The sequence below is a fragment of the Nitrobacter hamburgensis X14 genome (genome assembly GCF_000013885.1).
In the GTDB taxonomy this organism is placed as follows: domain Bacteria; phylum Pseudomonadota; class Alphaproteobacteria; order Rhizobiales; family Xanthobacteraceae; genus Nitrobacter; species Nitrobacter hamburgensis.
Genome location: NC_007964.1, coordinates 2,084,956 through 2,111,685 on the forward strand (window position 1 = coordinate 2,084,956; position 26,730 = coordinate 2,111,685).

17 protein-coding genes and 5 pseudogenes are annotated in these 26,730 nt (G+C 61.3%); 12 read left to right on the plus strand and 10 right to left on the minus strand.

All coding sequences use genetic code 11. The features are described from left to right. Nucleotides 1–199 precede the first annotated feature (199 nt). Nucleotides 200–520: pseudogene (locus tag NHAM_RS24790) on the minus strand (GreA/GreB family elongation factor); the annotation flags it as partial. Nucleotides 521–531: 11 nt separating this feature from the next. Here NHAM_RS24790 and NHAM_RS09575 point away from each other — a divergent pair. Then, a pseudogene (locus NHAM_RS09575) lies at nt 532–1,703 on the plus strand (aminotransferase class I/II-fold pyridoxal phosphate-dependent enzyme). A 21-nt stretch (nt 1,704–1,724) separates the two neighbouring features. Here the strand turns inward: NHAM_RS09575 and NHAM_RS09580 are convergent. The 4 genes and pseudogenes from NHAM_RS09580 to NHAM_RS09600 form a co-directional block, all read right to left on the minus strand. Further along, the gene (locus NHAM_RS09580) at nt 1,725–3,932 is read right to left on the minus strand and encodes a nuclease-related domain-containing protein (protein ID WP_157043577.1); all 2,208 of its coding nucleotides are present in this window, start codon (nt 3,930–3,932) and stop codon (nt 1,725–1,727) included. 291 nt (nt 3,933–4,223) lie between these two features. Further along, nucleotides 4,224–5,258: pseudogene (locus NHAM_RS09585) on the minus strand (OB-fold nucleic acid binding domain-containing protein); the annotation flags it as partial. A gap of 887 nt (nt 5,259–6,145) precedes the next feature. Then, on the minus strand, nt 6,146–7,864 hold the full coding sequence (locus NHAM_RS09595; protein WP_011510368.1) for a SulP family inorganic anion transporter: 1,719 nt from the start codon (nt 7,862–7,864) through the stop codon (nt 6,146–6,148). 253 nt (nt 7,865–8,117) lie between these two features. Continuing rightward, complete coding sequence (locus NHAM_RS09600) at nt 8,118–9,074, minus strand: S1C family serine protease (protein WP_011510369.1); 957 nt, start codon at nt 9,072–9,074, stop codon at nt 8,118–8,120. Nucleotides 9,075–9,256: 182 nt separating this feature from the next. Between NHAM_RS09600 and NHAM_RS09605 the strand changes: the two genes are divergently transcribed. After that, on the plus strand, nt 9,257–10,129 hold the full coding sequence (locus NHAM_RS09605) for a S1C family serine protease (protein WP_011510370.1): 873 nt from the start codon (nt 9,257–9,259) through the stop codon (nt 10,127–10,129). A gap of 74 nt (nt 10,130–10,203) precedes the next feature. Then, a complete protein-coding gene (locus NHAM_RS28110; protein ID WP_041357907.1) occupies nt 10,204–10,764 on the plus strand; it encodes a helix-turn-helix transcriptional regulator in 561 nt (186 codons plus the stop codon). A 15-nt stretch (nt 10,765–10,779) separates the two neighbouring features. Here the strand turns inward: NHAM_RS28110 and NHAM_RS09615 are convergent, their stop codons facing one another. Then, nucleotides 10,780–11,346, minus strand: a complete 567-nt coding sequence (locus tag NHAM_RS09615) for a cytochrome b/b6 domain-containing protein (RefSeq protein WP_041357908.1) — start codon at nt 11,344–11,346, stop codon at nt 10,780–10,782. 10 nt (nt 11,347–11,356) lie between these two features. Then, nucleotides 11,357–11,629, minus strand: a complete 273-nt coding sequence (locus tag NHAM_RS09620; RefSeq protein ID WP_011510373.1) for a PepSY domain-containing protein — start codon at nt 11,627–11,629, stop codon at nt 11,357–11,359. A gap of 149 nt (nt 11,630–11,778) precedes the next feature. Here NHAM_RS09620 and NHAM_RS09625 point away from each other — a divergent pair, with 149 nt between their 5' ends. From NHAM_RS09625 to NHAM_RS09655, 7 genes are all read left to right on the plus strand, one after another. Continuing rightward, nucleotides 11,779–12,093 carry a PepSY domain-containing protein gene (locus NHAM_RS09625; RefSeq protein ID WP_011510374.1) on the plus strand — a complete coding sequence of 105 codons (315 nt, stop codon included), beginning with the start codon at nt 11,779–11,781 and terminating at the stop codon, nt 12,091–12,093. After that, a complete protein-coding gene (locus NHAM_RS09630) occupies nt 12,093–12,758 on the plus strand; it encodes a response regulator transcription factor (RefSeq protein ID WP_011510375.1) in 666 nt (221 codons plus the stop codon). Before NHAM_RS09625 ends, NHAM_RS09630 begins: the two co-directional genes overlap by 1 nt. Continuing rightward, entirely contained in the window at nt 12,755–14,209 is a 1,455-nt protein-coding gene (locus NHAM_RS09635) for a sensor histidine kinase (RefSeq protein WP_011510376.1), read from the plus strand. The genes NHAM_RS09630 and NHAM_RS09635 overlap by 4 nt, the downstream gene beginning before the upstream one ends. Continuing rightward, the gene (locus NHAM_RS09640) at nt 14,206–14,490 is read left to right on the plus strand and encodes a metal-sensing transcriptional repressor (protein ID WP_011510377.1); all 285 of its coding nucleotides are present in this window, start codon (nt 14,206–14,208) and stop codon (nt 14,488–14,490) included. The genes NHAM_RS09635 and NHAM_RS09640 overlap by 4 nt, the downstream gene beginning before the upstream one ends. Nucleotides 14,491–14,504: 14 nt before the next feature. Continuing rightward, nucleotides 14,505–15,704 (plus strand): efflux RND transporter periplasmic adaptor subunit, encoded by a 1,200-nt coding sequence (locus tag NHAM_RS09645; protein WP_011510378.1) that lies wholly within the window; start codon nt 14,505–14,507, stop codon nt 15,702–15,704. 1 nt (nt 15,705) lies between these two features. Further along, nucleotides 15,706–18,945: an efflux RND transporter permease subunit gene (locus NHAM_RS09650; protein WP_011510379.1), complete on the plus strand. Its 3,240-nt coding sequence runs from the start codon at nt 15,706–15,708 to the stop codon at nt 18,943–18,945. An 86-nt stretch (nt 18,946–19,031) separates the two neighbouring features. Continuing rightward, entirely contained in the window at nt 19,032–19,487 is a 456-nt protein-coding gene (locus NHAM_RS09655; protein ID WP_011510380.1) for a hypothetical protein, read from the plus strand. A 232-nt stretch (nt 19,488–19,719) separates the two neighbouring features. Here NHAM_RS09655 and NHAM_RS29045 read toward each other — a convergent pair. After that, nucleotides 19,720–19,985, minus strand: a pseudogene (locus NHAM_RS29045) (hypothetical protein). Nucleotides 19,986–20,031: 46 nt separating this feature from the next. On the opposite strand from NHAM_RS29045, the pseudogene NHAM_RS28115 reads away from it, so the two are divergent. Together NHAM_RS28115 and NHAM_RS28120 are read left to right on the plus strand one after the other, a co-directional pair. Further along, a pseudogene (locus NHAM_RS28115) lies at nt 20,032–20,327 on the plus strand (efflux RND transporter permease subunit); the annotation flags it as partial. Between the two features lie 745 nt (nt 20,328–21,072). Beyond that, nucleotides 21,073–21,585 (plus strand): hypothetical protein, encoded by a 513-nt coding sequence (locus tag NHAM_RS28120; protein WP_011510382.1) that lies wholly within the window; start codon nt 21,073–21,075, stop codon nt 21,583–21,585. A 1,400-nt stretch (nt 21,586–22,985) separates the two neighbouring features. Here the strand turns inward: NHAM_RS28120 and NHAM_RS09675 are convergent. Next, nucleotides 22,986–24,161: an acetate/propionate family kinase gene (locus tag NHAM_RS09675; protein ID WP_011510383.1), complete on the minus strand. Its 1,176-nt coding sequence runs from the start codon at nt 24,159–24,161 to the stop codon at nt 22,986–22,988. Between the two features lie 45 nt (nt 24,162–24,206). After that, nucleotides 24,207–26,615, minus strand: coding sequence for a phosphoketolase family protein (locus tag NHAM_RS09680; protein ID WP_011510384.1), 2,409 nt, complete (start codon nt 26,613–26,615; stop codon nt 24,207–24,209). Nucleotides 26,616–26,730: the final 115 nt, after the last annotated feature.

Below are 26,730 nucleotides of genomic sequence, written 5' to 3' on the forward strand. Positions count from 1 at the left end.
TCGCCTGTCGCGAAGGCAATGTTGGGCAAAAGCGCGGGCGAGTGATCGAGATAGCGGGCCAGGAAATCGAAATCGTCGCGATTTCGTGAATTGAGCCTCGAGCGCGCCCCAGGCCGACGGCGCAGGCCACGCCTATTTGACAAAGGACTAATGAGTGAAGTTTGCCGACGGATACCGGGCACATCAGATCGACTCGACAGGAGATCGAACCCGCCTTGGGATCGGCTTCGTCCTCGCCCACGATGCGGTACTTCTGAACACGACCATCAACACGACTGAAAGTCACCGTGCTACCGAAAGCGACGATTTCGGTCGAGGAAGGAGAGGGTATCACTTTTGCCGTCCGGAGTCGGGCCGTGAAGTATCGCGCGTCGCGTAGGGGCAGGGCAGCTTGCCGCCGTCGCTCGTTAACGTCTTCAAACTTCAGGGTCGCTTCGTATGCATTCTGCGCCTGCTGTAGAGGATGAGGCGAGATCGGGCGGTCTGGTAACTGCGTCTCCGACGCGGTCTCGGCGCTGTCTGAGGTGAACCATGGTGAAGCCGTTTCCGTCGAAGACCCATATCGGCAATCACATGCTGCATCCCGAAACGCTGATGCTGAACTATGGCTACGATCCTCAACTGTCGGAGGGCGCCGTCAAGCCGCCCGTATTCCTGACATCGACCTTCGTTTTCAGGACCGCCGAGGATGGGCAGGACTACTTCGATTTCGTGTCGGGTCGGCGCGAGCCGCCTGAGGGGCAGGGCGCGGGACTGGTTTACTCACGCTTCAATCACCCGAACAGCGAGATCGTCGAGGACCGGTTCTCCGTCTACGAGCGCACTGATAAATGCGCGCTGTTCTCGTCTGGCATGTCGGCGATCGCGACCACGATTCTCGCCTTCGTCCGTCCGGGCGACGTAATCCTGCATTCCCAGCCGCTTTATGGCGGGACCGAGACCCTCTTCGCCAAGACGCTTGCGGGTCTTTCCATCAACGCGGTCGGCTTCGCGGACGGCGTCGACGAAGCCGCGGTCAGCGCGGTAGCGCAGGACGCCACGCGCAAAGGGCGGGTGGCGATGATCTTCACTGAAACCCCGGCGAATCCAACGAACAGTCTGGTCGACATCGCGATGGTGCGCCGCATCGCCGACACGATCGGCCGGGCTCAGGGCCATACACCGCTCGTCGTATGCGACAACACGCTGCTCGACGTGAAGGCGCTGCGAGGCGCCATCGGCACCCAACTGGATCCGCATTCCTGCTGGATTCTCAGCCGGTCGCTCGAGACATTGAGCATCCGCGTGGAAAAAGCGGATGCCAACGCGCGGATCGTCGCGGACTGCCTGCTGGATCACGCCAAAGTGGCTAAGGTCCACTACCTTGGGCACCTCGACGAATATTCTCCGGCCGGCCACGTGTTCAAGAGGCAATGCACCGGCGCGGGCTCTACGTTTTCATTCGACATTGTCGGTGGTCAGGCTGCGGCATTCAAATTCCTGAACGCGCTGCAGATCTTCAAACTGGCGGTGAGCCTGGGCGGTACAGAGTCGCTTGCCAGTCTGCCAGCAAGCATGACCCACTCCGGCGTGCCGGCTGACATCCGCCAAAAAATTGGAATCCTCGATTCGACGATTCGACGATTCGGCTGTCGATTGGCGTCGAACACCCGTCCGATTTGATCGCGGACATCGAGCAAGCTCTAAACGAGGCGGGGCCGTAGCTTGCGGTCAATTCCCACACTCTATCTGCGTCTTTGTCGGGAAGTCCGCCAGGCACGGTCAGCGTCCCGCACGGACCGTTTCTCGTGCTTTTTAGTTGCCTTCCGGATCCCAGCAGCCACAGCTTTAGCTTCGTGCCGCACCCATTTCTCATCCACCGAGAATAGTTTTGCGATGCTCGCTGTTGTCATTTCCTCCTGCACCAGGTCTGTGACTGCAACCACCGTGCGCTCTCCGAGACCGAAGACATGCCCGGCTTCTTTTCCGTGACCTATCCCCAGTTGGAGCGCAAGTGGATCGCGGAGATATGACATTAGGTCGGCGGTCGTAGGCTTTTCACCTGCCCAAAGACTTTTCATCGAAGTCCGATGCAAGATCGTTGCATTCTTTGTCTTCAGGTGATGCGGTCGGACAATGTGGAAATTACGTTCCTGAAAGAAGCGGCGGAGGCCGGATGCATCAGTGACGTAAACGCCGTCCAAGTCCCCCTTCATGGCATAAGGCAACGAATTCACAACGCATGGAACGACCGTCTTGTTTGCGACATCGATCCCGAATCGTTCGAGAACGAGGCTGGCGTGCTCGACCAACGCGTTTGCCAGGCGAGTTACCTGCTTGACCGCCGATGCAATCTCCATGACGAAATAATAGGCCGCGACAGGGTTGTGCCCCGACAACGTGCGATTCTTGCATTCCAGGACGAAAATGTGATCGTCCCACGGCACGATGGCGTCGTACTGATACTCTTCGCCTTCATGCTTGAACTTGAATGCCTTGGCGGCGTATCCCTGATCTTGAAAAAAACGAAGGGTCTCGGCTTCGAACGCGTTGCCCTTGCGTCCTAGTTGTTCGCCCTCGTTGCCGATTGCGGACAGAGTCAGTCGGGCCGGATCGGAATTCAGCAATCCTGGGCCGAATACGAGTAGTGATCCGTCTTCGATCCGGATCAGTGGTTGGTCGAACAAGTCTCGGCTGGACATGCGAAGCGACGCTTGGTCGATGAAGATTTCGGCCGTTCCATCCTTCAAGCCGACGCGATCAAGCAGATCAATGAGATCCTCGCGGGGAATGCTGAAGTAAATGCCGCTCTCGCCATGCTGTGAATAGCGCTCGTCTGCCAGGCACTGGAGCGTCGCGTAGCCGCGGATCCATTCCAACAACCTCAACCCGCACGGCCTCTCATGGTCGTCTACGATCGAGTAACCGAGGATCTCGCTGAGCGAGACACCAGAATGGGCTTCCTGCGGGGAAACGAACGTTCCGGGTGGAAGAGGGAGGGGCGCGGCGATTCCGGAAGCTTGGGTCTGCATGTTGGTCTGCAGCGACATTTCCTGGAACGTCTGTATCAGCCGATCGTTGAGGCGTTCGTTTGCGAGATAGTCAAAGAATTCGTCTTTGCTGATATGGCCGTATTCGATCGCGGTCTCGGTGCCCTGCGGTGCCCACGAAGGAATAGCATCTCCCGTAAACACCTTGATCTCACCATCGAAATATCGGCATCGCTGATCGACCCGCTCCCATTGACGCCAAGAAGCGGCGAGCAGTTCGGTCAGGCCGGCCTTGTAGACCTCGTCTTCCGTCACCTCTGTCAGCCGTGGCAGCACAAGGAATTTCTGAGGATCAAACCAATTGTTCTGATGACCATGCAACAGGAGTGTCATCGCCGCCACGTCGACTATTCCGGCCAGCACACCATCAGGCGAATAGGACGATCCATCGCTCCGCATGATGCGAAACGACTGCAGTGTCAGTTCCTTGCGTCTCTTGACGGAGGAATTAAATGCCTCCATCAACTCGTGATACGAATACGCCGCCCGCGAGAGAGCGGCTGAGACTTGCGTCTCAGGAAGCAGTTTCGCTGCGACAGTTGCCTGCTGGGTCCGCAAGATCTCCCTGTAGCCGGCTTCTATTCGTTGAAGGACCGCGATCAGGTCGCCGAGCCCCGCCGCCGCATCTGGACCGGCGTGTTCGGCGAGGTAGCTCCGTAGTCCCTCAGTGAACGCCGCGCGGGCATCCTCGCGGGCCTGATCGGGTCTCTTGAGCAGGAAATCGGTGCTGTGGCGAATATGGCCAAGGAGTTCGGACAGGTTGTCGTCATTCAGTTGAAATGTCGACAAGTGTTGCTTGAGCGTGCCCCACGCAAATGTCTTCAGTACCTGCTTGACGAGCTTTTCCTTCAACCGCGGCGGTTGTTTCTGAGGCACCGCGGATTGCCCCGTGCCTTTTTTCATTTCGCTTGATCCATCCTGTGCCGAGTTGTTGGAGCTTTTTCGCTGCCCCTCGAACGACCCTTTAACGGATCGATGATTTTAAATTTGCGTCCTGACCACGGTTGCTCCCATGGAGCCACCGCGCCAAGTCGACTTCCATTACCAAGGCATCGATGGCGGGTCGACGGATTACCCTACGCCTGATGTCGCCTGAGGGTGAAATTTCCGCGTTTTTTAGAAAATGACGTTAGCTTTGCCAGTTCGTATTCGAGATTGCTTCGGCTGATTGAGATCGAATAAGCACTCAGGCGGTCATCGAAAATCCCGCGTCTTCACCTTGATGCTGTCGATGTGCAGGTCGGGAATGTAGATGTCCCTCGGCTTCGGGACCTTAGGCGGCAGGCTGCGCGGATCGATGCCGGGGCCGCCGCGGTGGAATTCGTCGCCCCGCCCATGCGGGAGCGGGAAGCCGTCATCCCGGTCGCCGACACCAGCCAGGTCGGCAGACAGGTCCGTCAAAAGATTGGCGACGAGATGGACGACGTCCCCCTCGCGCTGGATGCGGCCCTGCACGGCGATCATGTCGGCGGCGAGAATGATGCGGCGCTGGCGTTCATAGAGCGACGGCCAGATCACCAGGTTGGCGACACCGGTCTCGTCCTCGATGGTGATGAACATGACACCCTTAGCGGATCCGGGCTTCTGACGCACCAGCACCAGACCGGCCGTTGTCAGCCATTTGCCGTCGCGGGCAGTCATTGCATCGAGGCACGTCACGATGCGGCGGCTTGCTAGGTCGGCACGCAGGAAGCTTGCCGGGTGCTGCCGCAGCGTGAGGCCGACGTGCCGGTAATCCTCGACGACTTCGCCGCCCGACGTCATCGGCCGCAGCGCGACCTGTGGCTCGCGGATCTCCTCGATGGTCCGCGCGGCGGCGGCGAACAATTCCAGCGGTTCGTCGCGCAGCGCCTTCAGCGCCCACAGCGCTTCGCGGCGGACGAGGCCGAGGGACTCGTTCATGGCGTCGGCTTCGGCCAATCGGACCAGAGACGCAACGGGAACGTCCGAACGGCGCCAGAGGTCGTCTACGGACTCGAACGGCTGGTCGGCGCGCGCGGCGACGATTTCGGCGCCGTCCTTGTTGGGCAGGCCGCGCACCTGCCGGAATCCCAGGCGGACCGCAAACTTTTCGTCGTCGATCGGCTCCAGCGTGCAGTCCCAGCGCGAAGCGTTGATGCAGACGGGCCGGACCTCGACGCCGTGGTCGCGGGCGTCACGAACGATCTGCGCCGGCGCGTAGAAACCCATCGGCTGCGCGTTGAGCAGAGACGCGCAGAACACGTCCGGTTCGATCCATTTGGCGCAGAGATGGACTTCGACATCGCCCACTTGGATACGAACACAATGCGACCCGAACGAATTTCGCGTGTCACGATCGAGCATGATGAGCTCGGCTGGCCCGGGCCCTATCGTGCGCGTTTCGGCGATTGTCTTCTCGCTCTTGATCGTGTGCGGCCAGACGAACCAGCGGCCGACGTTTTCGAGCCAGTCGATCGTGTATCCAGCAGCTTCGGCATACGGAAAGGTAGCCTCGACGGAGTGCAGCGAACTGGTTTCGGTGGCGGCGTGTTTGTCGCGGAAATAGTCATTTGACGTGCTGTGCCCGTGCGGCAGCACTCCTTTCCCGAGAACTTGCAAACCGAAGCCGTTGTCCCAGCGTACGGTCGCATCGTTCAAGCGGAGGGTGCCCGTCGGATGCTCCGGGTGTCGCTTCTCACGCCAAATGAGTCCCGCAGATGAAGTTTATCTAACAAAATCAATGAGCTTCATATCATCTCTTTCGAGTCCCAAGATCTCGAATTCCGAGTCTGCCGCCTTTAGGCGTGCTCGAATTCCGAGTCTGAGTTCAGACCCTTTAACTCATTGAAGTAAAAAAGCCGGCACCCGAGTGCCGGCTCTGGTTCGAGGAAATGCGGGATTTAGGACTTTGCCAAGGACCTTGCCTTCCTCTCGGCCTGGTTTCTACCAGCGGCGGCGATGGTGTGGGCGACCCCTAGCGAAGTGAGAAGGGCCCGAACTGGCGCGGCGGCGTAGACGTCCACGGCAAACATTCCCGGCCGACCCCCAAAGGGATCTGCGCTCCTGTGGCCCAATTTGTCGCCCGCGCACAGCATGCGCTGCAGGGTACTCACGGAAACGGTGTGCAAGACGGGTAGGACGTTCGTGGGCATGGCTCATTCCTTGCCGTTGGCAGCTGGCGGCACAGCAACTGCGTCCTGTCCACGCGTCAGGGCGCGTACGGCGTCATCGACGCTGCGGTAGACCCCAGCTGGACCCAGCATGGCGGCGATGCCGAAGCGCGCCAGCGCCTTCTGCGCTCTGACCGATTCCAGCCGAGCGATCGAGAAGGTAATCCCGGCGTCTCGGCAATAGGCGATCACCTCGCGCAAGGTCTGCGCCGCTGTATAGTCGATGTCGATGACGCTGCTGGCCTCGAACACCACGTGCTTCAGGCTGCCCGCGCGCTCCCCCACCATCGCGTGGAAGTCCTGGCGGAAGCGATCTGCGTTGACGAAGGACAGCGGCGCTTGGAACGCTGCGACCAGCACGCCTGCGATCCGCTCGCCCGCCGGCTTACCGTCCGGTGGCCACCATATGGAAGTGCCCGGCACGTGCTCGAACTCGATCGCCCTGGCTTGGGTGATGGTCCACACGCCGTGCAGGAGTGACAGGCCGATGCCGATGGCGACGCCGATCTCAATCGGCAGCGCCACGATGGCGAGCGCGGTGGTGGCGATCAGCAAGAATTCCGTCGGCGCTTGGCGCAGCGTTGCCATGAAGGTCTGCCAGCGCAATATACGCATAGCCACGAAGAACAGGATGCCCGCCAGCGCCGCCTGCGGCACGTTCTTCAAAAGGTCTGTGCCGAACAGCGTAAGCGCCAGCACGATGGCCGCAGCCAGCAAGCCGGTGACCTGCGAGCGACCGCCCGTCTCGACCGAGATCGCGGTGCGGGGTGGGCTGGAATTGACCGGGAACGCGCCGACGAGACCGGACAGCAGGCTGCCCGCGCCGACGCCGATGAAATCGCGGTTGACGTCGTTAGAGTCCGAAGCGCTGCTGCCGCCGAAGGAACGCGTGGTGGCCGCCGTCTGGACCATGATGACGATAGTAACCAGAAGGGTCAGCGGCACCAGCGTACGCATGTCCCCGAACGTCACCTCCGGCAGGCGTAGGCCAGGCGAGGCGGCCGGCAGTGTGCCGAGGACCGCGACGCCGCGCGTCTGCAGACCGAAGGCGACCACCGCCAGCGTGGCTGCCGTTAGCGCGATCAGCGCGCCGGGAATGCGCGCACTGATGCGCTCGCACAGAGCGACGACTGCGAACACGGCCGCGCCGATGGTGGCGCTATAGGGATTGATGTCACTTAAGCCGCCATAGACAGCTGCGAGGCGGTGGAAGACGTCTCCGCTTCCGGGAGGCAGGCCGAGCAGCTCAGGAAGCTGCGAGACAACAATATGGATCGATATTCCGGCAAGGAAGCCGGCGGTGACCGGTACCGAGAGCAGATCGGCGACCCAACCGAGCCGCAGCAGGCCGGCAGCCGACACTGCGGCTCCCACCATCAGCGCGAGTAGTGCAGCCAGCGCTTGGTAATGTGGCGAGCCAGACGTGGCCAGAATAACGAGGCCCGCCGCGAAGATCGGCGTGATGGTGGAATCCGCCCCAACGGAAATGTGGCGGCTCGCGCCGAACAGCGCGAAGGCTACGGTGCCTGTCAGGAAAGCGAGGAAGCCGGCTTCGGGGGAGAGATCGCCGAGGTGTGCGGTGGCCATCTGCTCGGGGATGGCAATGGCAGCCAGTGTCAGGCCGGCGAAGGCGTCACCGCCCAGGTCCTTGCGGCTCCAGCCGCGCATGGAGGCGAACAGCGGGGACTGTCCCATACCTTGCATCGGCGCTACCTTGCCCAATGGCACCTGCGCGTTACTTGACCAAAAGTATCACGCAACCTTGTCTAGAAACAAACCTAAGTTCGACAGGAAGCAGCGAGTGTTTTGGTACATCAGCATGCATTCTGGAATCGGTAAGCTCGTCGCTCTGTCATACTCGGAAACAGGCCGCACCTAAACCGATCAGCTGCTGTCTAATGGGTTGCGGCATCGTCGGAGCCTTCTTCCTGCAGGTGGCAACGTAGATGTTTCGCAGTCAGCGGCGTGCCGTTGGAATTACTGTTACCTGTCTGACCCCGGAGCGGCCGACTACTGTAAACACCGTTTCCCTGTCGATCCTTTCAGCGGTGAGCATGCGCACCAGATCGTCCACTCCGCCAACGGCACGGCCGTCTATCGCCACGATGATGTCACCTTCCTTCAGGCCGGCCTTCGCCGCAGGTGCATGCGCCTCGACCGAGCGCAACCGCACGGCAGTACGGCTCGTTACTTGCGACATCAGTGCGGCACGGCGCGGCAACACGACCGTGTCGGCCGAGACGCCGATGAAGGCGCGGCGCACATGGCCGAAGCGGATGATTTCGGCAATGACGAAACTGGCGGTGTTGGAAGCGACGGCGAAGGCGATGCCTTGCGCGCCACGGATCATCGCGGTGTTGACACCGATCACCTCTCCTGCCGACGAGACCAGGGGGCCGCCGGAATTGCCGGGGTTGAGCGCGGCGTCGGTCTGGATCACGTCGTCGATCAGCCGTCCGGTCGAGGCGCGCATGGAGCGGCCCAGCGCCGAGACGACGCCGGTCGTCACCGTCCACTCGAAGCCGAGCGGATTGCCGATGGCAATGGCGATTTGACCGCGGCGGAGGCGCCCGGAATCGCCGAGCGGTGCGATGTCGGAGAAATGCCCGTCTGCGCGCACCAACGCGACGTCGGTGTCGGGGTCGCGACCGAGCACCCGACCCTCGGTTGACGCGCCATCCGGCATGGCGACGCGCACAGCGCGCGCATCGCCGACAACATGGAAATTGGTGACGATCAAACCGTCCGGCGCGATGACGAAGCCGGAGCCTTGCCCGGCATCGCGGCGGGAGGCGACACGTTCGATCCGGCACACGGCTGGACCGATACGGTCGACGGCGTCGGTGACGGTGGCGGAATAGGTATCGAGCAGGCGGGCGTCATCCGGCTGCGGTTCGGGCGCGGGCAGAGCCATATGTGCTTTCCAAGCAAGGCAAGAAGCGGATGCCTATATGTGCTGAGCGCGCCGTTCCTCCGCGACCTGACCGGATGGCCAGTGGGCGCACGCCCTAGCCGTCAGGCGAGTAGGAAAACTCGATCCTGAGCAGCCATATCCAAGTATCGAAAGTCCAGAAGGGCTGAACCCGGGAGGGAGTGATGAGCAGTTTCGATCTTGGTGCTTTTTCCGACGCGGTCGCCGGCATTGCCGAACAGGCCGCACCGACGACCGCCAGTTTCGTGACCCAGCATGGCCGCACGGCAACGGCCTTTCATTGGGGCGATGGATTCTACGTCACCGCCGAGGAGGCGGGCGAGCCGGACGAGGAACTGCGGCTTTCGCTCGCTTCTGGAGAGACCGTAGCTACAGAACTGGTCGGCCGTGACCCATCGACCGGCATCGCACTGCTTAAGTCGGCGCCTGCTGCCGCCGTTCCTGTTCTTGATAACGCTGGCCCAGTGCGGCCTGGCCATCTCATCGTCGCGGCAGGGCGTGATGGTGCTTCGTCGCTCGCGGAGCTCGGAACGGTGGCCGAGGTCGGGCCGGCGTGGCGCTCGCTGCGCGGCGGCACCATCGACCGCCGGATCAATCTGGCGGTGATGACAGGGGGACGCTCCGAGGGAGGGCCCGTGCTGGACGCCCGGGGCGGGCTGGTCGGGATGTTGCTGTTTGGTCCGCGCCGGCGGGCGCTGGTCATCCCCTTTGAGACGATTGAGCGCACGGTCGCGACGCTCAGGAGCAAGGGCCATGTCGTGCGCGGCTATCTTGGCGCCGGGCTGCACCCGATCCACCACACCGACGTACAGGGCGCCATCGTTGTCGGCCTCGATGAAGAAGGGCCGGCGAAAGCGGCGGGCATTGTGCTGGGCGACATCGTCACCAGTTGGAACGGCGAGAAGGTGCGCGGACCACGCGAACTGATCCGCAGACTGGGACCAGACAGTGCAAGCGCTGCGGTCACGCTTGGCGTCTTGCGTGGCGGCGAGGCGCGCGACGTCACGGTTACCATTGGCGAGAAGCCATTGAGCTGAACGGCATGAGGCACAAACGGTGCTGGTGAGACACGATGGCGACGAGAGCCTGCTCGTTCTCGTCGCGCTCAGCGATGCCAATCGCGGCGAGCGTCTTTCCGCATCGCTGGCCGGATTGGGAATCCGACCACGCGGAGGTTGCGGTCGTCGACGACGTTGCGACCGTGAAAAGCTTGCCGCGGGGAACTCCGGCCGTTCTGCTTTCCGGCCGCGGCAGCGCGGCAATAACGCACGGCAGTGTCGCAGCAACGCTTGGCGCTGATGCCGATCCGGTTCTGATTGCCGCGGCGGCGCGCCTGGCGGCTGCCGGCTATTGGATAACCGGAGGTGCGGTCAGCGCTTCGGTTCGTCTGCCTAACGAAGTTGCCAACGATCCTGAAGAGACTGCGGCCAGCCTGCCCATCCATCTTTCACAGCGCGAGGCGGAGGTGCTGGCGTTGCTTGCCGAAGGCGCGCCCAACAAGGTGATCGCCCGCCGGCTCGGCATCTCAGTCCACACCGTCAAGTTCCACGTTGCGGCGCTCCTGGTGAAGCTTGGCGCCGCCAAGCCGTCGGCCATCCGATCACGATGTCGGGGGCGCTTTCGGAAGCCGTGCAAACGAACGCTCCTGGTTTGGACGGAATTCGCAGATTGAGTTCGAAGAGGGCTGCTAATCAGCAGCCCTCTTGCGGCCGGAGATCATGGACGCGACCAGGTTTTCACGATGCTCGAAGCTCATGATCAGCACGCCGATGACGTGCGCCACGACGAGGCCAACCGTCAGATTGGCCAGGAACTCGTGGACGTGTTCGATCAACTTGGAGCCCCAGTAGGCGTCCGTGGTCATCACGTAGCCCGTGGCGCACGTGCCGGCCAGCGCGATCAGGAGCGCGACGATCATCGCACCGCCCGCTGGGTTGTGCCCGACATAGCGGGGAGCTCTGAGCATCACGACGTCGCGAACATAGGCGAGGGCCACTCGCGGCGGACGAACGAAGCTAGAAAATCGCGCATGCCGCGGACCGACGAAACCCCAGACGATGCGGGCCGCGAGGAGTCCGGCGATGACGTAGCCAGCCGCGACATGTACCCGCTCGATCTCGTCGCCTGTGGCGTAGGCGATCACGAAACAGGAAACCAGGGACCAGTGGAAGATCCGGACGAATGGGTCCCAGACCTTGACCGTGGCCGGCGGCGTCGCGCCGCCGGCTCCGATCATGTTGCTCACGGTTCTCATTTGCGAATCGTCATATCTGGCCGATGACCTGGCCGTTGGTCGGGTCCACGAACAGCTCGACCCGGTTGCCGTTCTGGTCGAGTGTGTAGAACTCGCCGCAGGCATTCTTGAGTTTGGCCTTTTGGACTTTGTAGCCTTGAGCCTCGACTTTGGCCTGCAACTGCTCCACCGGGAGCCACTGGGCCTCGGAGGCCGACGTGCACGGCTTGCCGAGGCTGCCAGCCTGGGCTGTGGCCGCCCCGAGCGTCACGGCGGCAATGGTAAGGATCGCTATCTTGCGCATAGGTGTCTCCTGACGGTGGCCGGCCGCACCATGCGCCGGCAATGCGGGCAACCTTGCCAGAAGCGGCCTGACCGCCGCCTGTTGAGCCAAGTCAGCGATTTGTCAGGTGATATCTGGCATCCATGTCTTCCAGAGAATGAGTTGTTTTCATGTGCCTACGTCTGCGCCGAGTTCGTGCCCTGATCCTTGCGGTCGCCCTTCTGGCCGCGGGCAGCGGGGCGCCGGCGTTCGCTCGCGACTACGATGACGCACGACGGGCCGTCGAGGCAGGCGAAATCCGTCCGCTTGCCGACATTCTGAAAATGGTCAGGAGAAAGCTTCCCGGCGACGTCGTCGGCGTGAAGCTTGAACGGGAAGCCGGCGCCTGGATGTACGAGTTGCGCGTCGTCGACGACAAGGGGCGGCTGTTCGAAATCCACGTCGATGCCCGCAGCGGCGAAGTCGAACGAACCAAGGAGAAGTGATGCGCGTGCTTGTTGTCGAGGACGACCAGCGGATCGCGGCGGATGTCTCACGCACGCTCGAAGCGTCCGGTTACGTGGTTGAAACGGTTGCGAACGGCGAGGACGCTTGGTTCCTTGGCGACACCGAGGACTATGGCGCCGTCATTCTCGATCTTGGCTTACCCGGGATGGATGGCCTCGCGGTTTTGAAGCGCTGGCGCGCCAATGGACGCCACATGCCTGTCCTCGTTCTCACTGCGCGAGGAAGCTGGGCCGAGCGGGTGGACGGGATCGACGCTGGCGCCGACGATTACTTGCCGAAACCATTCCGGATGGAGGAGTTGCTGGCGCGGCTGCGGTCCATCGTGCGGCGCTCAGCGGGGCATGGTTCCTCGGTTATGACCGCGGGCGAGATCACCCTGGACGAGCGGCAGATGAAGGTGACCCGACGAGGCGTGCCGATTGCGCTTTCGCCGCTTGAGTACCGGCTTATCGCTCATCTCCTGCGGAATCGAGGGCGGGTCGTCTCGCAGCAGGAGCTCGACGAGAACATCTACGGTCACGGCGAAGAGCACGACTCCAACACGCTCGAGGTGCTGGTCGGCCGCGTACGCAAGAAGCTCGGCGCCGATGTGATCGAAACGCGGCGCGGCTTCGGCTATCTGATGCCGGAGGCCCCGGCATGAACCGGCATTCGCTCAGACTGCGACTCGTCGCCGGCGGTCTCATGGCGATCCTGATCGCGCTTGCGATTGCCGGTGGCGCGCTCATCGTTCTCTTCGAGCGTCATGTTTCACGCACCCTGGCTCAAGATCTCGACGTTCATCTGAAGCAGCTTCTCGCGGGCATCGACGTCGACCCGCAAGGCAAGCTGGTGCTGATGCCGACGCCGGTCGATCCACGCTTCGCCGAGCCTCTCTCCGGACTTTACTGGCAGGTCGGCGATGACCGCGGGCAGCTTCTGCGCTCGCGCTCGCTCTGGGATTCCACCATGGAACTCCCGGCGGATCGGCTGAGCCCTGGCGAAACGCACCAGCACCAAGCGTCGGGACCTGGGGACCAGCGTGTGCTGGTCGCCGAGCGCGCCATCACGCTTTCCGCAGATGGGAAGCCGGTAATCGTTCGCTTTGCGGTCGCCGAGAACCTGGCGAGGGTGTCGGCGGCGACCTCGGCTTTCGCCAAAGATCTCGCGCTCGCGCTCGTGCTTCTCGGCTGCGTGCTGGCTCTTGCGACATGGGTCCAGGTGGGCGTCGGCTTGCATCCACTGGTCACTCTGCGCCGCGGCGTGGCCGACATCAGAGCAGGGCGGATCCGGCATCTGCCGTCCTCGGTCCCGACCGAAGTTCGTCCCCTCGTAGAGGAAGTCAATGCATTCATTGATGCGCAGAAGAGGGAGATCGAACGGTCCCGCGGCCGCGCCGCCGATCTGGCCCACGGACTGAAAACGCCACTTGCGGCTCTCGCAGCGGATGCGTCGCGACTCCGTGATCGGGGTGAGCCCGCCATCGCCCGAGACATCGAAGCCGTCGGGGAAGCCATGGGCCGCCACGTCGACCGCGAGCTCGCGCGAGCCAGGGTTCGCGGGCGAACTCGTGGCGTCCCCGCAGCGTCCACATCGGTGAAACCGCTCGTGGAATCCATCGTCGCGACCGTGTCGCGCACTCCCGACGGCGCGCGAGTGAGGTTCGAGAACCTCATCGCCGACCATCTTTGCGTCCCGCTCGACCGGACTGATCTTGCGGAGGTTCTGGGTAATCTGATCGAGAACGCGGCCCGGCATGCCGGAAGATCGGTCCGCATCACCGACGGAAGCCAATTATCCCTTGTCGTCGAAGACGACGGCGAAGGCATCGAACCGAGTCACCTGTCACGCGTGCTCGCACGCGGTGCCCGTCTCGACGAGCGAGGCAGTGGCGCGGGTCTGGGGCTTGCCATCGTGCAGGATGTCCTGGATGCGTACGGGTGGCGGCTGGAGCTCTCCAGGTCGGAGCTCGGCGGCCTGAAGGCGGTAATCGCTCCGATGTCCGAAAGCGACCCGTTATCGTCGCAGAACGAAAGGGGGATCGTTAACCTCGGAAGCGATCCCGCCCATTCAGAGTTAGAATATCCCATCCAGAGGGATAGGATAGGTACATGATGACAAAGCAGCACATCCACGAAAGCCATGCCCAGATTGTCAAGCGCCTGAAACGCGCGGAAGGCCACCTTCGCCGCGTCATCGAGATGTTCGACGACGACCGCTCCTGCCTCGAACTGGCCCAGCAGCTATACGCGGTCGAGAAGGCGATCACAGAAGCGAAGCGGACGCTCATCCATGATCACGTCGACAATTGCCTCGACGTTGCAGCCAACAGCGGCTCCTCGAAGCCGACAAAGAAAATACTCGCCGAGTTCAAGGCGATCGCGCGCTACCTCTGACCGGAAACCGGCCGATGTCTTCTCGAAAGTCGATTTGGATACTGGGTCTCGCCGCCGTCGTCGCGGCGGGCGCGTTCGCGGCTTGGGGACCGGGAGCGCCGGCGCTGCGCAAGACGACGGGTCTGGTCGCGGCGGACAGGCCGCAGGGGGAGAAACGGAACCCCGTCATTCGGATGGGCGAAGAGCGGATCGCTTTGGCCAGGATCGAGCAGGTCAAAGTCGGCCCGGCGACGATGGCGACGAGACTGTTGGTCCCGGCCGTCATTGCGCCCGATGCCGATCAGGTTGCCCACGTGTCGGTAAAGCTGTCAGGAACCGTCGCCGAGCTCCGCAGGAACATCGGCGACGAGGTCGAGAAGGGCGAGATCCTCGGAGCGCTGGAGAGCCGGGAGGTCGCCGACGCGAAGAGCGAGTACATGGCCGCGCGACTGTCGAACGATCTGCAGCAAGATCTGGCGGCCCGCGACAAGGCGGCTTGGGGCAGCAAGGCGATACCCGAGCAACAGTACATCAGGTCGCGGAACGCCGCATCGCAGACGGCTATGCGTCTCGACATTGCTCGGCAAAAGTTGCTCGCGCTCGGGGTCGACGAAAGCGAGATTGCCGCGATCCCACAAGCGCCAGAGGGAACGCTCAGGCTTCAGAACGTCCGTGCGCCGATCTCCGGACGGGTAGCGGAACGCAAGGTTGACCTCGGGACCGCTGTCGGGAGGGACAACCTCGAGACGGAGCTCTTCGTCATCGTTGACCTCCGTAGGGTCTGGGTCGAGATGGCGGTCAATTCGTCTGACCTGCCGGTGGTCCGCGAAGGGCAAAGCGTCGCGGTGTCCGTCCGGGGCGGCCCCGTAGGAACGGGCAAGATCATCTTCGTCAGCCCCTTGCTCGACAAGGACACGCGGGCGGCGCGCGTCGTGGCCACCCTGGATAACCCGGATCGACTCTGGCGTCCCGGATCGTTCGTGACGGCAGCCATCGCCGTGGACTCGCGCCCGGTCTCTGTGGCGGTGCCGGCGGTCGCCGTGCAGAGCGTGAATGGGCGCAAGGTCGTCTTCGTGCGAACTGCCGAGGGATTCGAGAAACGGGACGTGGTGCTCGGTCTTCGCGACGATGGGATGGTTGAAGTGACGTCCGGACTTGCAGCTGGCGAAACGATCGCGTCTTCGAACACCTTTCCACTGAAAGCCGAACTCTCCAAGCCGGGCGTCGAGGACTGAGATGATCGCGCGCATCGTCGATTTCTCGGTCAGGCGCCGATGGCTGGTTCTGCTGATCGCTTTGGTTGCTGCGGCCACCGGACTCTGGTCGCTGACCAGGTTGCCGATCGACGCCGTCCCCGACGTGACCAATGTCCAGGTACAGGTCAACGCAACGGCGGCGGCGTTGACACCGGTCGAGATCGAGAAGCAGGTCACGGTCACGCTGGAAACCGCGCTGGCCGGCATACCCGGCCTGGAGTCGACACGCTCCTTCTCGCGGAACGGCTTCGCGCAGGTGACCGTCGTGTTCGTCGACGGCACGAACATCTACTTCGCGCGGCAACTCGTCGCCGAGCGCATCAACGACGCCAAATCCTCGCTACCTCCGGGCGTGGAGGTGAAGATGGGGCCGGTCTCGACCGGTCTCGGCGAAATCTACTGGTGGGCCGTCGAATACGAAAAGCCCGGCGCTATTGCGCCCGTCCGCGACGGCCAGCCCGGCTGGCAGAGCGACGGCAGCTATCTGACGCCGGAGGGCGAGAGATTGACCGACGACTTCCGCCGGACGGTCTACCTCAGGACGGTACAGGATTGGATCGTCCGGCCGCAGATGAAGACGGTGCCCGGCGTGGCCGGCGCCGACGCGATCGGCGGTTTCGTCAAGCAGTATCAAGTGCAGCCGGATCCCGCGAAGCTCGTCGGCTACGGCCTCTCCTTGAAGCAAGTCATCGAGGCGATCGAAGCCAACAACGCCAGCCGAGGCGCCAACTACATCGAGCAGAACGGCGAGGGCTACGTGGTCCGCGCCGCCGGGCGCGTCGAGAACGTGGAGGACATCGGACAGATCGTGGTCTCGACCCGGAATGGGGTGCCCGTACGGATCAGGGACGTCGCCGATGTCACCATCGGGAGGGAGTTGAGATCCGGAAGCGCCAGCGTAAATGGACGCGAGGTCGTGCTCGGAATAGCCCTGATGCTGATCGGCGGAAACAGCCGCACCGTCGCTGCCGCGGCGGACGCCAAGATCAAAGAGATCACCAAGATGCTACCGCCGGGCATCCACGCCCGAACGGTGCTCAACCGCACGCAACTCGTCGACGCCACGATCCACACCGTCGCGACCAACCTGGCCGAAGGCGCGCTGCTGGTAATCGCCGTGCTGTTCCTGCTGCTCGGCAACTTCCGGGCGGCCTTGATCACGGCCTGCGTCATTCCGATCACGATGTTGCTGACCGCGACGGGCATGCTGCGGGGGCACATCAGCGCGAACCTGATGAGCCTCGGCGCGCTTGACTTCGGCCTGATCGTCGACGGCGCGGTGATCATTTGCGAGAACAGCCTTAGACACCTCGCCGAGCGGCAGGTTGCTCTCAGACGGGCGCTTTCGCGCGACGAACGCCTCAAGACGATCACCGCGTCCGCGGTCGAGATGATCCGGCCGACCGTCTATGGCCAGCTCATCATCATCCTCGTCTACGTCCCGCTGCTCACCTTCTCCGGCGTGGAAGGCAAGACGTTCGAGCCGATGGCGCTGACGGTGATGATCGCGCTGGCCACGGCCTTCGTGGTCTCCCTGACCTTCGTCCCAGCCGCGACAGCGATCGTCCTGACGAGGCCCGTGAGGGAGAGCGAGAACTTCCTGGTCCGCCGGCTGAAGGATGCCTACGCGCCGATCCTGTCCCGAAGCATCACGAAACCCGGCTTGGTCATCACAGCGGCGGCTGCGCTCTTCGCCGCCTCGCTCGTCCTGTTCTCCCGCCTGGGGCAGGAGCTCACGCCGACGTTGGACGAGAAAAACATCGTCATGGAAGTGAAGCGCGTACCGAGCACCGCACTGGCGCAGGCTCAGGCCATGCAGCTGGAGATCGAGAAGGTGATCAGCAAATTCCCTCAGGTCGCGTTCGTGTTCTCGCGAACCGGCACGCCGGACCTGGCGGCCGATCCGATGCCGCCCAGCGCGTCGGACACCTACATCATCGTCAAGCCGCAACGGGACTGGCCCGATCCCTCGATGACGAAGGATGATCTCATCCAAGCGATCGAGTCGGAAGCGACCAAGCTCCCCGGCAACAAGGTCGGCTTCTCGCAACCGATCGAGATGCGCTTCAACGAACTCATCGCCGGCGTTCGTGAGGATCTCGGCGTCAAGGTGTTCGGCGACGACTTCTCGGAAATGCAACGGACGGCGGCGCGCATCGCGGACGTCCTGAGAAAGATCGACGGCGCCGAAAGCGTGAAGGTCGAGGAAACCAGCGGGCTGCCGTTTTTGGAGATCCGGATCGACAAGGCCGAGATCGCGCGGCGAGGCCTTAATCTTGCGGACGTCCAGGACCTGATCGAGACTGCCGTCGGCGGACGCGCGGCGGGACTGGTGTTCGAGGGAGACCGGCGCTTCCAGATCGTGGTCCGGCTGAACGACGCGCTGCGCAACGACATCTCCGCGCTGGAAAACCTCCCGGTGCCGTTGCCGCATTCCAATCCGAACGCGCCGGCTTCGACCGTGCCGCTGCGCGCAGTCGCAACGTTCGAGCAAACGGAAGGGGCCAACCAGATCAGCCGCGAGAACGGCAAGCGGCGCGTTGTCACGACCGCCGAGGTCCGCGGGCGAGACATCGGATCGCTGGTCGCTGAGGCCCAGGCGAAGGTTGCGGAAAAGCTGAAGCTGCCGCCGGGTAGCTACTTGGCCTGGGGCGGGCAATTCGAAAACTTCTCAGTCGCGCGCCAGCGGCTCGCGATTGTCGTCCCCGCATGCTTCGCGATGATCTTCCTGCTTCTCTTCGGCGCTTTGGGGTCGGCGCGCGACGCACTCCTTGTGTTCAGTGCCGTGCCGCTCGCGCTGACCGGTGGGATTGCCGCGCTGTGGCTGCGCGGCATGCCGTTCTCAATATCTGCCGCGGTAGGCTTCATCGCCCTATCGGGCGTGGCCGTGCTCAACGGTCTGGTGATGTTGACCCAGATCCGGTCGCTGATCGACAGCGGCGTGCCGCTTGTCCAGGCAATCTGCGACGGAGCGCTGACGCGTTTCCGTCCCGTCGCCATGACGGCGCTGGTGGCGTCGCTCGGCTTTGTGCCGATGGCACTGGCAACGGGGACAGGCGCAGAGGTGCAGAAGCCCCTTGCAACCGTCGTCATCGGCGGACTGCTGACCGCAACGATGCTGACGCTTGTGGTGCTGCCGGCGCTTTATGCCCGTTTCGCGCCGCGACGCTTGGAATTGGATAACGCGAACGGAATTGCGACGAGTCGCGCAGCCGAATAGATCGGAGCTTTCCGCGCTTTCAGTGCTTGAGAACCTGTTACCATCTCTTTGCGGCGCAGGTCATTGCGTTAACCGGCACAGGGCTAATGACGGTTGCGTTTGGCCCTGCCGGCCTTCAAGATGGCAGGCAACAAGGCGCGCATTCGAAGCAGCATGTGCACATCTTTATGAAAAATTCTCTGGTGGAGGACCGAATGATCGTCCGCATCCTCTTATTGGCATATTCTCTTCTACTTGCGAGCGAGCTGCCGGCGGCATCCCAACAACCTAAGGATGATCCCTGGAATCCTCACCACATAGATGCACTGCCGCCCGACATCCGTCACTATATAGCGGCAATCTGCAAGGGACCGGCCAGGGCGCAGCATGATTTCGCGACCTATTCTCCAACCGAGAGGCGTTGGCGAATAAACCTCGAATATCTTCGATGCGATGGTCTCCGCGATTTCCGACGAAAAGACCAATGCCTCGATGTAGATTTTATCCAGATAGGCTCACGGTTCCGGCTTGCCAAAAAGCAATACCGTGAATGCGGCTTCTGAAGCGGAGCCGCGTCCCGTCGGCTACGAAACCTTCGCAATCATTACGCTGGCATCCCAATCCTTCCCGGTCCGGATTGGATCGCGGAGTTGATAGTCAGAGATGTAGTCTGGGCAACGGTGCGCCGTCCTGCCGACTGTTAACCACAAGCTGCTTGGCAACCGTCCGTGCGATAGCCGTGGGTGCCTCATCGGGGGTCGGGAAGCACGAGCTCGCGTTGATTTCGCACAGAACTTAGGTGTCGGTGTCAGCCGCGTCGCGCGGCCCATAGAGGAAGTCCGCATCCCAGGAGACCGGTAGCGACGATTCATCGATGACAAGTAGCTCCATCATCTGCGGCGCAGTGCTTGGAACGACGGGGCATCGGGCCCGTGCATGATCCGCGGACCCGGCTGCGCCTCAGGCGAGTTCGAGCCTTCCGGCGGAGGTAGGATCAAAGCCTTGATCAGTTGGTGTCCAAAGCCCGCGATCTTCGACCCGCTCATGTAGCAGCGGATCATCCCATCGGGCAGGCTCAAGCGGTATGAGGCAAGGCGCTGCACCGAGGGGCATGCTCTTATCCGGCGTGATCTTCACGACGCCATCATGGAGAGCGCGATCGAGCGCGTCCGTTCCAAGATGATGACGGTGGTTGCCATCATGGCGGGCCTGCTGCCCATCAGTGGAGCACCGGTACAGGGTCGGACATTATGCAGCGCATCGCTGTGCCGATGATTGGCGGGATGACCTAGTCGACGCTGCTGACACTCGTCGTGATCCCGGCGATCTTCGGTTTGGTGAAGGGGCGGGGGCGGCCTCTCGGCGAGCGGCCGAAAGCCGAAGAGCGAGTGACAAAACAGTGAGTGGAAACCTGACGTCATCAGAGAGCTCAAGCGTGCTGCATTGAATGAGGAACGGCCTGCCTACGAGCTCGCTGAGGAGGCGATTACGGAAAGGCTGAAGAAAGAATAGGCGAAAGAAGTAGATCGTTCTTTAGATGCCGCTGGTCACCTTCGCCTGTCAATATCGCCAGCCTTTTTGTCGAACTCGGTCCTGAAGCCTTGCGGCAAGTATGGCGCCTCGGCCTCATCAACCGGGTTGCATTGCTGGCAGGGCGCGCCGGCGCCACCACGTGTGCAAGCGCGCACGCATTTCCACGGCCGCTCGGTGATTGTCGCAGATCAAACCGCAGTTCTCGCAGAACGCGCCGTGCGTGCATCTCTGCCGGTAGGTTAGCGAGCCAGTCGGCATTCGCGCCGAAAAGGGGTTGCCTCTTGTGGCCATTCATCTTGCCCGGCTTCAGGCTCCTGTATCGCGCCGCAGCTCCTTCCGCTTGGAAATACAGGAGGCTCATTTGGAGCGGATCCCTGTTGCCGCGCCGTTCATAGCGGCCGCCTATATGGAGCTGCTGGTATTGTCCGCAGCGTGGCCTATGGCCTGTTCGCGACGACCTATGGCTCGTCCGCTCTTGGCGCCGACCGAGGTGAGATATGTGTCTGCAAGACAGGTTACCGGGTTGGGTTTTCCGCTCAACTGCTCATAATGAAGAACAGAAGATAACGATCAGCACAGACCTGCCGAAGGCGGATGTAGAGGGAGATAAAAGCGATGGCCATACACCACGCCAGCCCCGCAGAAGTTTTTGACCTCGCACCATTGGGTTCGAATCTGAAGGATGCGCGGACAACCGCCATCGTCAAATCGGAAGCGTTCGAGGTCGTACGCCTCGTCGTTCACGCTGGGGTGGAGATCAAGACGCACCAGGTTGACGGCCCCATCACGCTGCATTGCCTGGAAGGCCGGGCTCTGCTCGGCTTGCCTGAAACGACGCTGGAGCTTTCGGGCTACCAATGGGTGTATCTCGAAGGGGGTGTCCCGCACTCGATCCGGGGAATCGAGGACACATCGCTGCTGCTCACGATCCTTTTCCCTTCCGGGAGTTCTGGGCGGTCCCACGGAAAGCACGCGCAACCAGTCAACGAGGTGACATCTCAGAAGCTGGAAGCATTGCTCGATGAAGGCCTGATGCAGACTTTCCCCGCCAGCGACCCGGTCGCTGTGTGCAACCCATCTACCAGTGTTGGCATCACGGTACGCCACCCTGATAAGAAGGACCAGTAATAGGATCGATATTCATCCGGGATGAATCGCGGGTCGGCAAACCGGAAATAATTTGAAAGGCTAACGCCAACTCAAGGTCAACAAACGAGGAAAGCGCCGCTGCGGCGGCCTGAGGGCGCGTCACCGCATTCGGCGGAGTTGGTTCACGTTTTCCGAATCGTTATCCTCTGGCACGTCTCTGTCAGACCGACAGGGGCTCTGTTCGGGTCGCGGAGCCGATCTAGATTGTGGACCGTCCACGAGGAGATTGTATCCGCCGGATCGGGATGGCTCATTGAATTACTAATTTCGTCTCACAGTTGCCGCTTCCGGTGACTGCATTAACGGGTATGCGATAGCAGCTTTCGTGATCCGGCTGCCTGCTTTGAAAACTCGCGGATGAGATCGAAGCGGGAGGCTACGGCGGAGGTGGGTTGCGTGACCGTTATCGTGCTTGACGATACGATGGAAGTCTTTGCGGTCGGCGAGGACAGCGAAGCGCCGTCCGTCGCCATGTTTCTTCACGCTGGCTTTATGCGACTGTCAAGATGGTCGAGCGGCAGTCGCGATGATGAAGTTCAGCGAGACTCTCTTCTTGGCTGTTTTCCGCGCAGGTAAGTTGTGGACTGATAATCGGCCCAAGCTCTGGCTAGTGCAAATAGACCTATAACGGCGATAACAAACACGACGACAGTGATTGTATCGGTTGACATGTCGATTCCCTTTTTGATTTCGACAAGCCGAGGATACTTATTCATTACAGGGGTTCTTTGATCTGGCTCAAAAACGCCATTACTCGCGGCGGTTTTTGGGCAGATAAACCATACGCCTTTGAAGCGACCTCGAACGACGAAACGAGTCCCACCCGTGCCCCGAACGGTCGCCAACTCCCTGTCGTGATGCTGGCGAGAGATGTCTATTGATACAGGTCAAACAGCAGATCTGAACGTTATGTTCAAAATATCAGAATGGATACCGTCAATCTGTTTGAAATTCGGCCCCATGCATAGGGCCGTCACAAATCGCCGGAAACCATGCCCCGGCGATGCCAGGCCCGCTCGGGGCCTGTTTCCCCAGGACTGGCCCGGCTGCCCTAATCGGCGGTCGGGCATTTTTCGTTATTCGATCCGATGAATACGAATACCCCGCCATTCGCAGGGGTTGTTTTTATTGAATCGCGTTTCTGCCGACGTTTGCAAGGCTATTTCGACGCTTTTTGCGATCTGTCTCTGGTGTCCAAATCCCATTCCTGACTGATCGGTCAGTGGCGGGCACATTGGAGCGATTTATACGTCAGGCTACCGCTTACTATTGGGGGCGCGGGCTTTATCCTTGAGGTGAAATGGTCCGGCGATAATACGTAAGCTTACATACCGTTTGGCTAAGCAGCCTTCGTTAGAAGGCGGACTTCAACGCTGCGCTTACAACATTTCCAAGCAATGGCGGGCAATCATAATCTCTTCGTTTGTAGGAATGATCCGTATTTCCACCGGGCTGTTTTCTTTACTGATACGTTGATTACCTCGATCATTCGCAACCATGTCGAGCTGAACTCCCAGCCATTGCAGCCGATCGCATATTTTCTGTCTTACCTTAATGCTGTGTTCGCCGATGCCGCCCGTGAAAACCAGGCACTCCAGGCCACCCAGCGCGTTTGCCATTACGGTGACCTCTCGCGCTGCGTAAAGGCAGAAGAGATCGATCGCTTCCGCAGCGCGCGGGTCAGCGCTTGCCAGCAATACGCGCATGTCGCCGGACAGCTCGGAGACGCCCAGCAGGCCCGACTTGTTGTATAATAGATGCTCGATGTCTCCGACGGACATGCCAAGTCCTTGCTGAAGATACAACAGTACGCCGGGATCGATGGCGCCACAACGTGTTGCCATCATCAGTCCGTCCAGCGGGGTCAGACCCATCGTGGTGTCGACGCTCGTGCCCTGACGCATGGCGCATAGGCTGGAGCCGCTGCCCAGATGTGCGACAACGGTGCGTTTGCTGGCGAGTGCGGGCGATATTTCAGGCAGGCATCCGGCGATGAACTCGTAGGAGAGACCATGAAAGCCATAGCGATGAATGCCGATCGCTTCATAGCGTCTCGGAAGGGCGTAGCGGTTGACGGGTGGCGCAAGGCGACGATGATAGGCGGTATCGAAGCAGGCGATCTGGCGCAAACCGGGCCGGAGCGATCTCAGGGTCCGTATCGGCGACAGGCCTGACGGCTGGTGCATCGGGGCGAGTGGCGTCAGTGCGAACAGGGCGTCAAGAATCGCATCGGTGACCTCCACCGGGGTCACGAAATCGCGACCACCGTGAACAACCCGGTGACCGATGGCCAAAAGCCGGTCGCCAGTGAGATAAGCGTCGATCCATTCAAGGAGGCCGGTGAGCAGAACTCTATTGCCGTTGTCATCTCGGTGCCGGGGCTGATCGAAGACGACATTGCCCGAGACATCCTTGATGGTAAGACGGGGGGTAGCATCGTGTTCATCCAGCAAGCCCTTGCAGAGCAGGTTCGGATCGCTCTTCCCGGTGAGCGCGTATAACCCGAATTTGATACTGGAGGAGCCCGAATTCAGGACCAGAATGGCGCCGGACATGGAGAAAACCCCTACTGGAGCGCGGCTCTCGCGTGTCCACAATCGTCAAGCAGTGTCAGTGGCGACGTAATGGCCATAGGGCCAGGTCCAGTCGCGGATGCGCGGCATATCTTCGCCGTGCTGGCAAATATAAAGCGCATGTTCGATCAATGCGTCGCGAAATTGTTGCTTGAGGTGGGCAGCAGCGGTGCTGAGGCCAGGCACGCGCTCGATGACTTCGATCGCCAGATGAAAACGATCGAGTTCGTTCCGAACGACCATGTCGAATGGTGTCGTCGTGGTGCCTTCTTCCTTGAACCCGCGAACGTGCATTCCGGCGTGGTTGGTACGATTGTACGTCAGGCGATGGATCAGGTTCGGATAACCATGGTAGGCGAAGATTACAGGCTTGTCGTGGGTGAACATTCCGTCGAAATCGCGGTTGCTGAGACCGTGCGGATGCGCCTCCCTCGGTTGCAAGGTCATCAGGTCGACGACATTGACGACACGGATTTTCAGGTCGGGCAACCCTTCGCGAAGCAGATTGACAGCAGCCAACGTTTCCAGTGTCGGCACGTCACCGGCGCAGGCCATCACCACATCGGGTTCGGTGCCGTCGACCTCTGTGCCGGCCCATCTCCAGATCCCGATGCCAGCGTCGCAATGCGTGGCGGTTTGTTGCATGGTCAGCCACTGCTGTGCCGGTTGCTTGCCGGCGACGATCACGTTGATGCGATCGTAGGTGCGCAGGCAGTGGTCGGTGATCCAGAGCAGTGAATTGGCATCCGGCGGGAAATAGACGCGCACGATATCGGCCTTCTTGTTGACCACAAGGTCGACAAAGCCAGGGTCTTGGTGACTGAAGCCATTATGATCCTGCCGCCAGACATGCGAAGTCAGAAGATAATTCAATGATGCAATCGATCGACGCCACGGCAGCCCACGTGAAACCTTCAGCCACTTGGCATGCTGATTGAACATCGAATCCACGATGTGGATGAAGGCTTCGTAGCATGAGAAGAAGCCATGCCGTCCGCTCAGCAGATATCCCTCAAGCCAGCCCTGGCAGAGATGTTCGCTCAAGACCTCCATGACGCGACCATCCTGAGCCAGATGAACATCGTAAGGCTCGGTGCTCTCCATCCAGACGCGTTCAGTTGCCTCGAACACCGCGTCGAGACGGTTTGAGGCGGTCTCATCCGGGCCCATGATCCGAAAGTTTCGTGTCTCCGCATTCAGGCGCAAGACGTCGCGAAGGAACTGTCCCATCACCCGTGTTGCTTCGGCAACCGTACCGCCGGGGTGGGGCACCTTGACGGCGTAGTCATGAAAATCCGGCAGCTTGAGTTCGCGTTTCAAGAGCCCGCCATTGGCGTGGGGATTGGCGCCCATGCGTCGGCCCCCGCGCGGGGCGAGTGCCTGCAATTCCGGTTGCAAGCAGCCATTCTCGTCGAACAGCAGCTCCGGCTGATAGCTGCGCATCCATTGCTCGAGCAGGTTCAGATGCTCAGGATTTCCCCGCGGATTGGCGATCGGGACCTGGTGCGCCCGCCAGAAGCCCTCAACCTTCAGGCCATCGACTTCCTTCGGCCCCGTCCAGCCCTTTGGACTGCGGAGCACGATCATCGGCCATTTCGGAAGATCGGTTGTCTTGCGCCCATCGCGCGCGGTTCTCTGGATCGCACGAATGCTCTCGATCGCCTGTTTCGTTGCATCGGCCATCTGCCGATGCAACAGCGTGGGCTCGTCACCCTCCACGAACAGCGGTGCGTGGCCATAGCCTGTAAAGAGTTGCCGAATCTCTTCATCGCCCATCCGGCCGAGCACGGTCGGGTTCGCGATCTTGTAGCCATTGAGATGCAGGATCGGCAGCACCGCGCCATCATGTATCGGGTTCAGAAACTTGTTGGAATGCCACGAAGCGGCGAGTGGTCCGGTCTCGGCCTCACCATCGCCAATCACGCAGGCGACGATGAGATCCGGGTTGTCGAATGTCGCGCCATAGGCATGCGTCAGCGCATAGCCGAGTTCGCCGCCTTCGTGGATCGAGCCGGGCGTCTCCGGCGCGGCGTGGCTTGGAATGCCACCAGGGAAGGAAAACTGACGAAACAGCTTGCGCAGACCGTCAGTGTCGCGGCTGATGTTGGGATAGATCTCGCTATAAGTGCCTTCGAGGTAAGTGTTCGCCACCATGCCGGGCCCGCCATGGCCAGGCCCGCAGATGTAAATCACGTTCAGATCGAACGCGCGGATCGCCCGATTGAGGTGCGCGTAGATGAAGTTGAGTCCCGGTGTCGTACCCCAGTGTCCCAGCAACCGTGGTTTGATGTGCTCGGGACGCAAAGCTTCGTGCAATAGCGGATTGTCGAGAAGGTAGATTTGTCCGACCGACAAATAATTGGCGGCGCGCCAGTACCTGTCGAGCAGATCAAGATCATTGGAACTAGCCTGATTATGTGGTGCTGCCATTTCCATCTCGAAACTCCAACAGTAGGGCCATGAGGCAATACAATTGTGGTTCAATTGAACCATCGCTTGGTAACGGTTACGCGATCGAAATTCATGAGCGATCGCGGTGTGTATGTCATTA

Coding starts and splice junctions, on each gene's coding strand:
- NHAM_RS09580 (WP_157043577.1), bottom strand. CDS start 3,932: ATGAAAAAAGGCACGGGGCAATCCGCGGTGCCTCAGAAACAACCGCCG.
- NHAM_RS09595 (WP_011510368.1), bottom strand. CDS start 7,864: ATGCAAGGTATGGGACAGTCCCCGCTGTTCGCCTCCATGCGCGGCTGG.
- NHAM_RS09600 (WP_011510369.1), bottom strand. CDS start 9,074: ATGGCTCTGCCCGCGCCCGAACCGCAGCCGGATGACGCCCGCCTGCTC.
- NHAM_RS09605 (WP_011510370.1), top strand. CDS start 9,257: ATGAGCAGTTTCGATCTTGGTGCTTTTTCCGACGCGGTCGCCGGCATT.
- NHAM_RS28110 (WP_041357907.1), top strand. CDS start 10,204: ATGCCAATCGCGGCGAGCGTCTTTCCGCATCGCTGGCCGGATTGGGAA.
- NHAM_RS09615 (WP_041357908.1), bottom strand. CDS start 11,346: ATGAGAACCGTGAGCAACATGATCGGAGCCGGCGGCGCGACGCCGCCG.
- NHAM_RS09620 (WP_011510373.1), bottom strand. CDS start 11,629: ATGCGCAAGATAGCGATCCTTACCATTGCCGCCGTGACGCTCGGGGCG.
- NHAM_RS09625 (WP_011510374.1), top strand. CDS start 11,779: ATGTGCCTACGTCTGCGCCGAGTTCGTGCCCTGATCCTTGCGGTCGCC.
- NHAM_RS09630 (WP_011510375.1), top strand. CDS start 12,093: ATGCGCGTGCTTGTTGTCGAGGACGACCAGCGGATCGCGGCGGATGTC.
- NHAM_RS09635 (WP_011510376.1), top strand. CDS start 12,755: ATGAACCGGCATTCGCTCAGACTGCGACTCGTCGCCGGCGGTCTCATG.
- NHAM_RS09640 (WP_011510377.1), top strand. CDS start 14,206: ATGATGACAAAGCAGCACATCCACGAAAGCCATGCCCAGATTGTCAAG.
- NHAM_RS09645 (WP_011510378.1), top strand. CDS start 14,505: ATGTCTTCTCGAAAGTCGATTTGGATACTGGGTCTCGCCGCCGTCGTC.
- NHAM_RS09650 (WP_011510379.1), top strand. CDS start 15,706: ATGATCGCGCGCATCGTCGATTTCTCGGTCAGGCGCCGATGGCTGGTT.
- NHAM_RS09655 (WP_011510380.1), top strand. CDS start 19,032: ATGACGGTTGCGTTTGGCCCTGCCGGCCTTCAAGATGGCAGGCAACAA.
- NHAM_RS28120 (WP_011510382.1), top strand. CDS start 21,073: ATGGCCATACACCACGCCAGCCCCGCAGAAGTTTTTGACCTCGCACCA.
- NHAM_RS09675 (WP_011510383.1), bottom strand. CDS start 24,161: ATGTCCGGCGCCATTCTGGTCCTGAATTCGGGCTCCTCCAGTATCAAA.
- NHAM_RS09680 (WP_011510384.1), bottom strand. CDS start 26,615: ATGGAAATGGCAGCACCACATAATCAGGCTAGTTCCAATGATCTTGAT.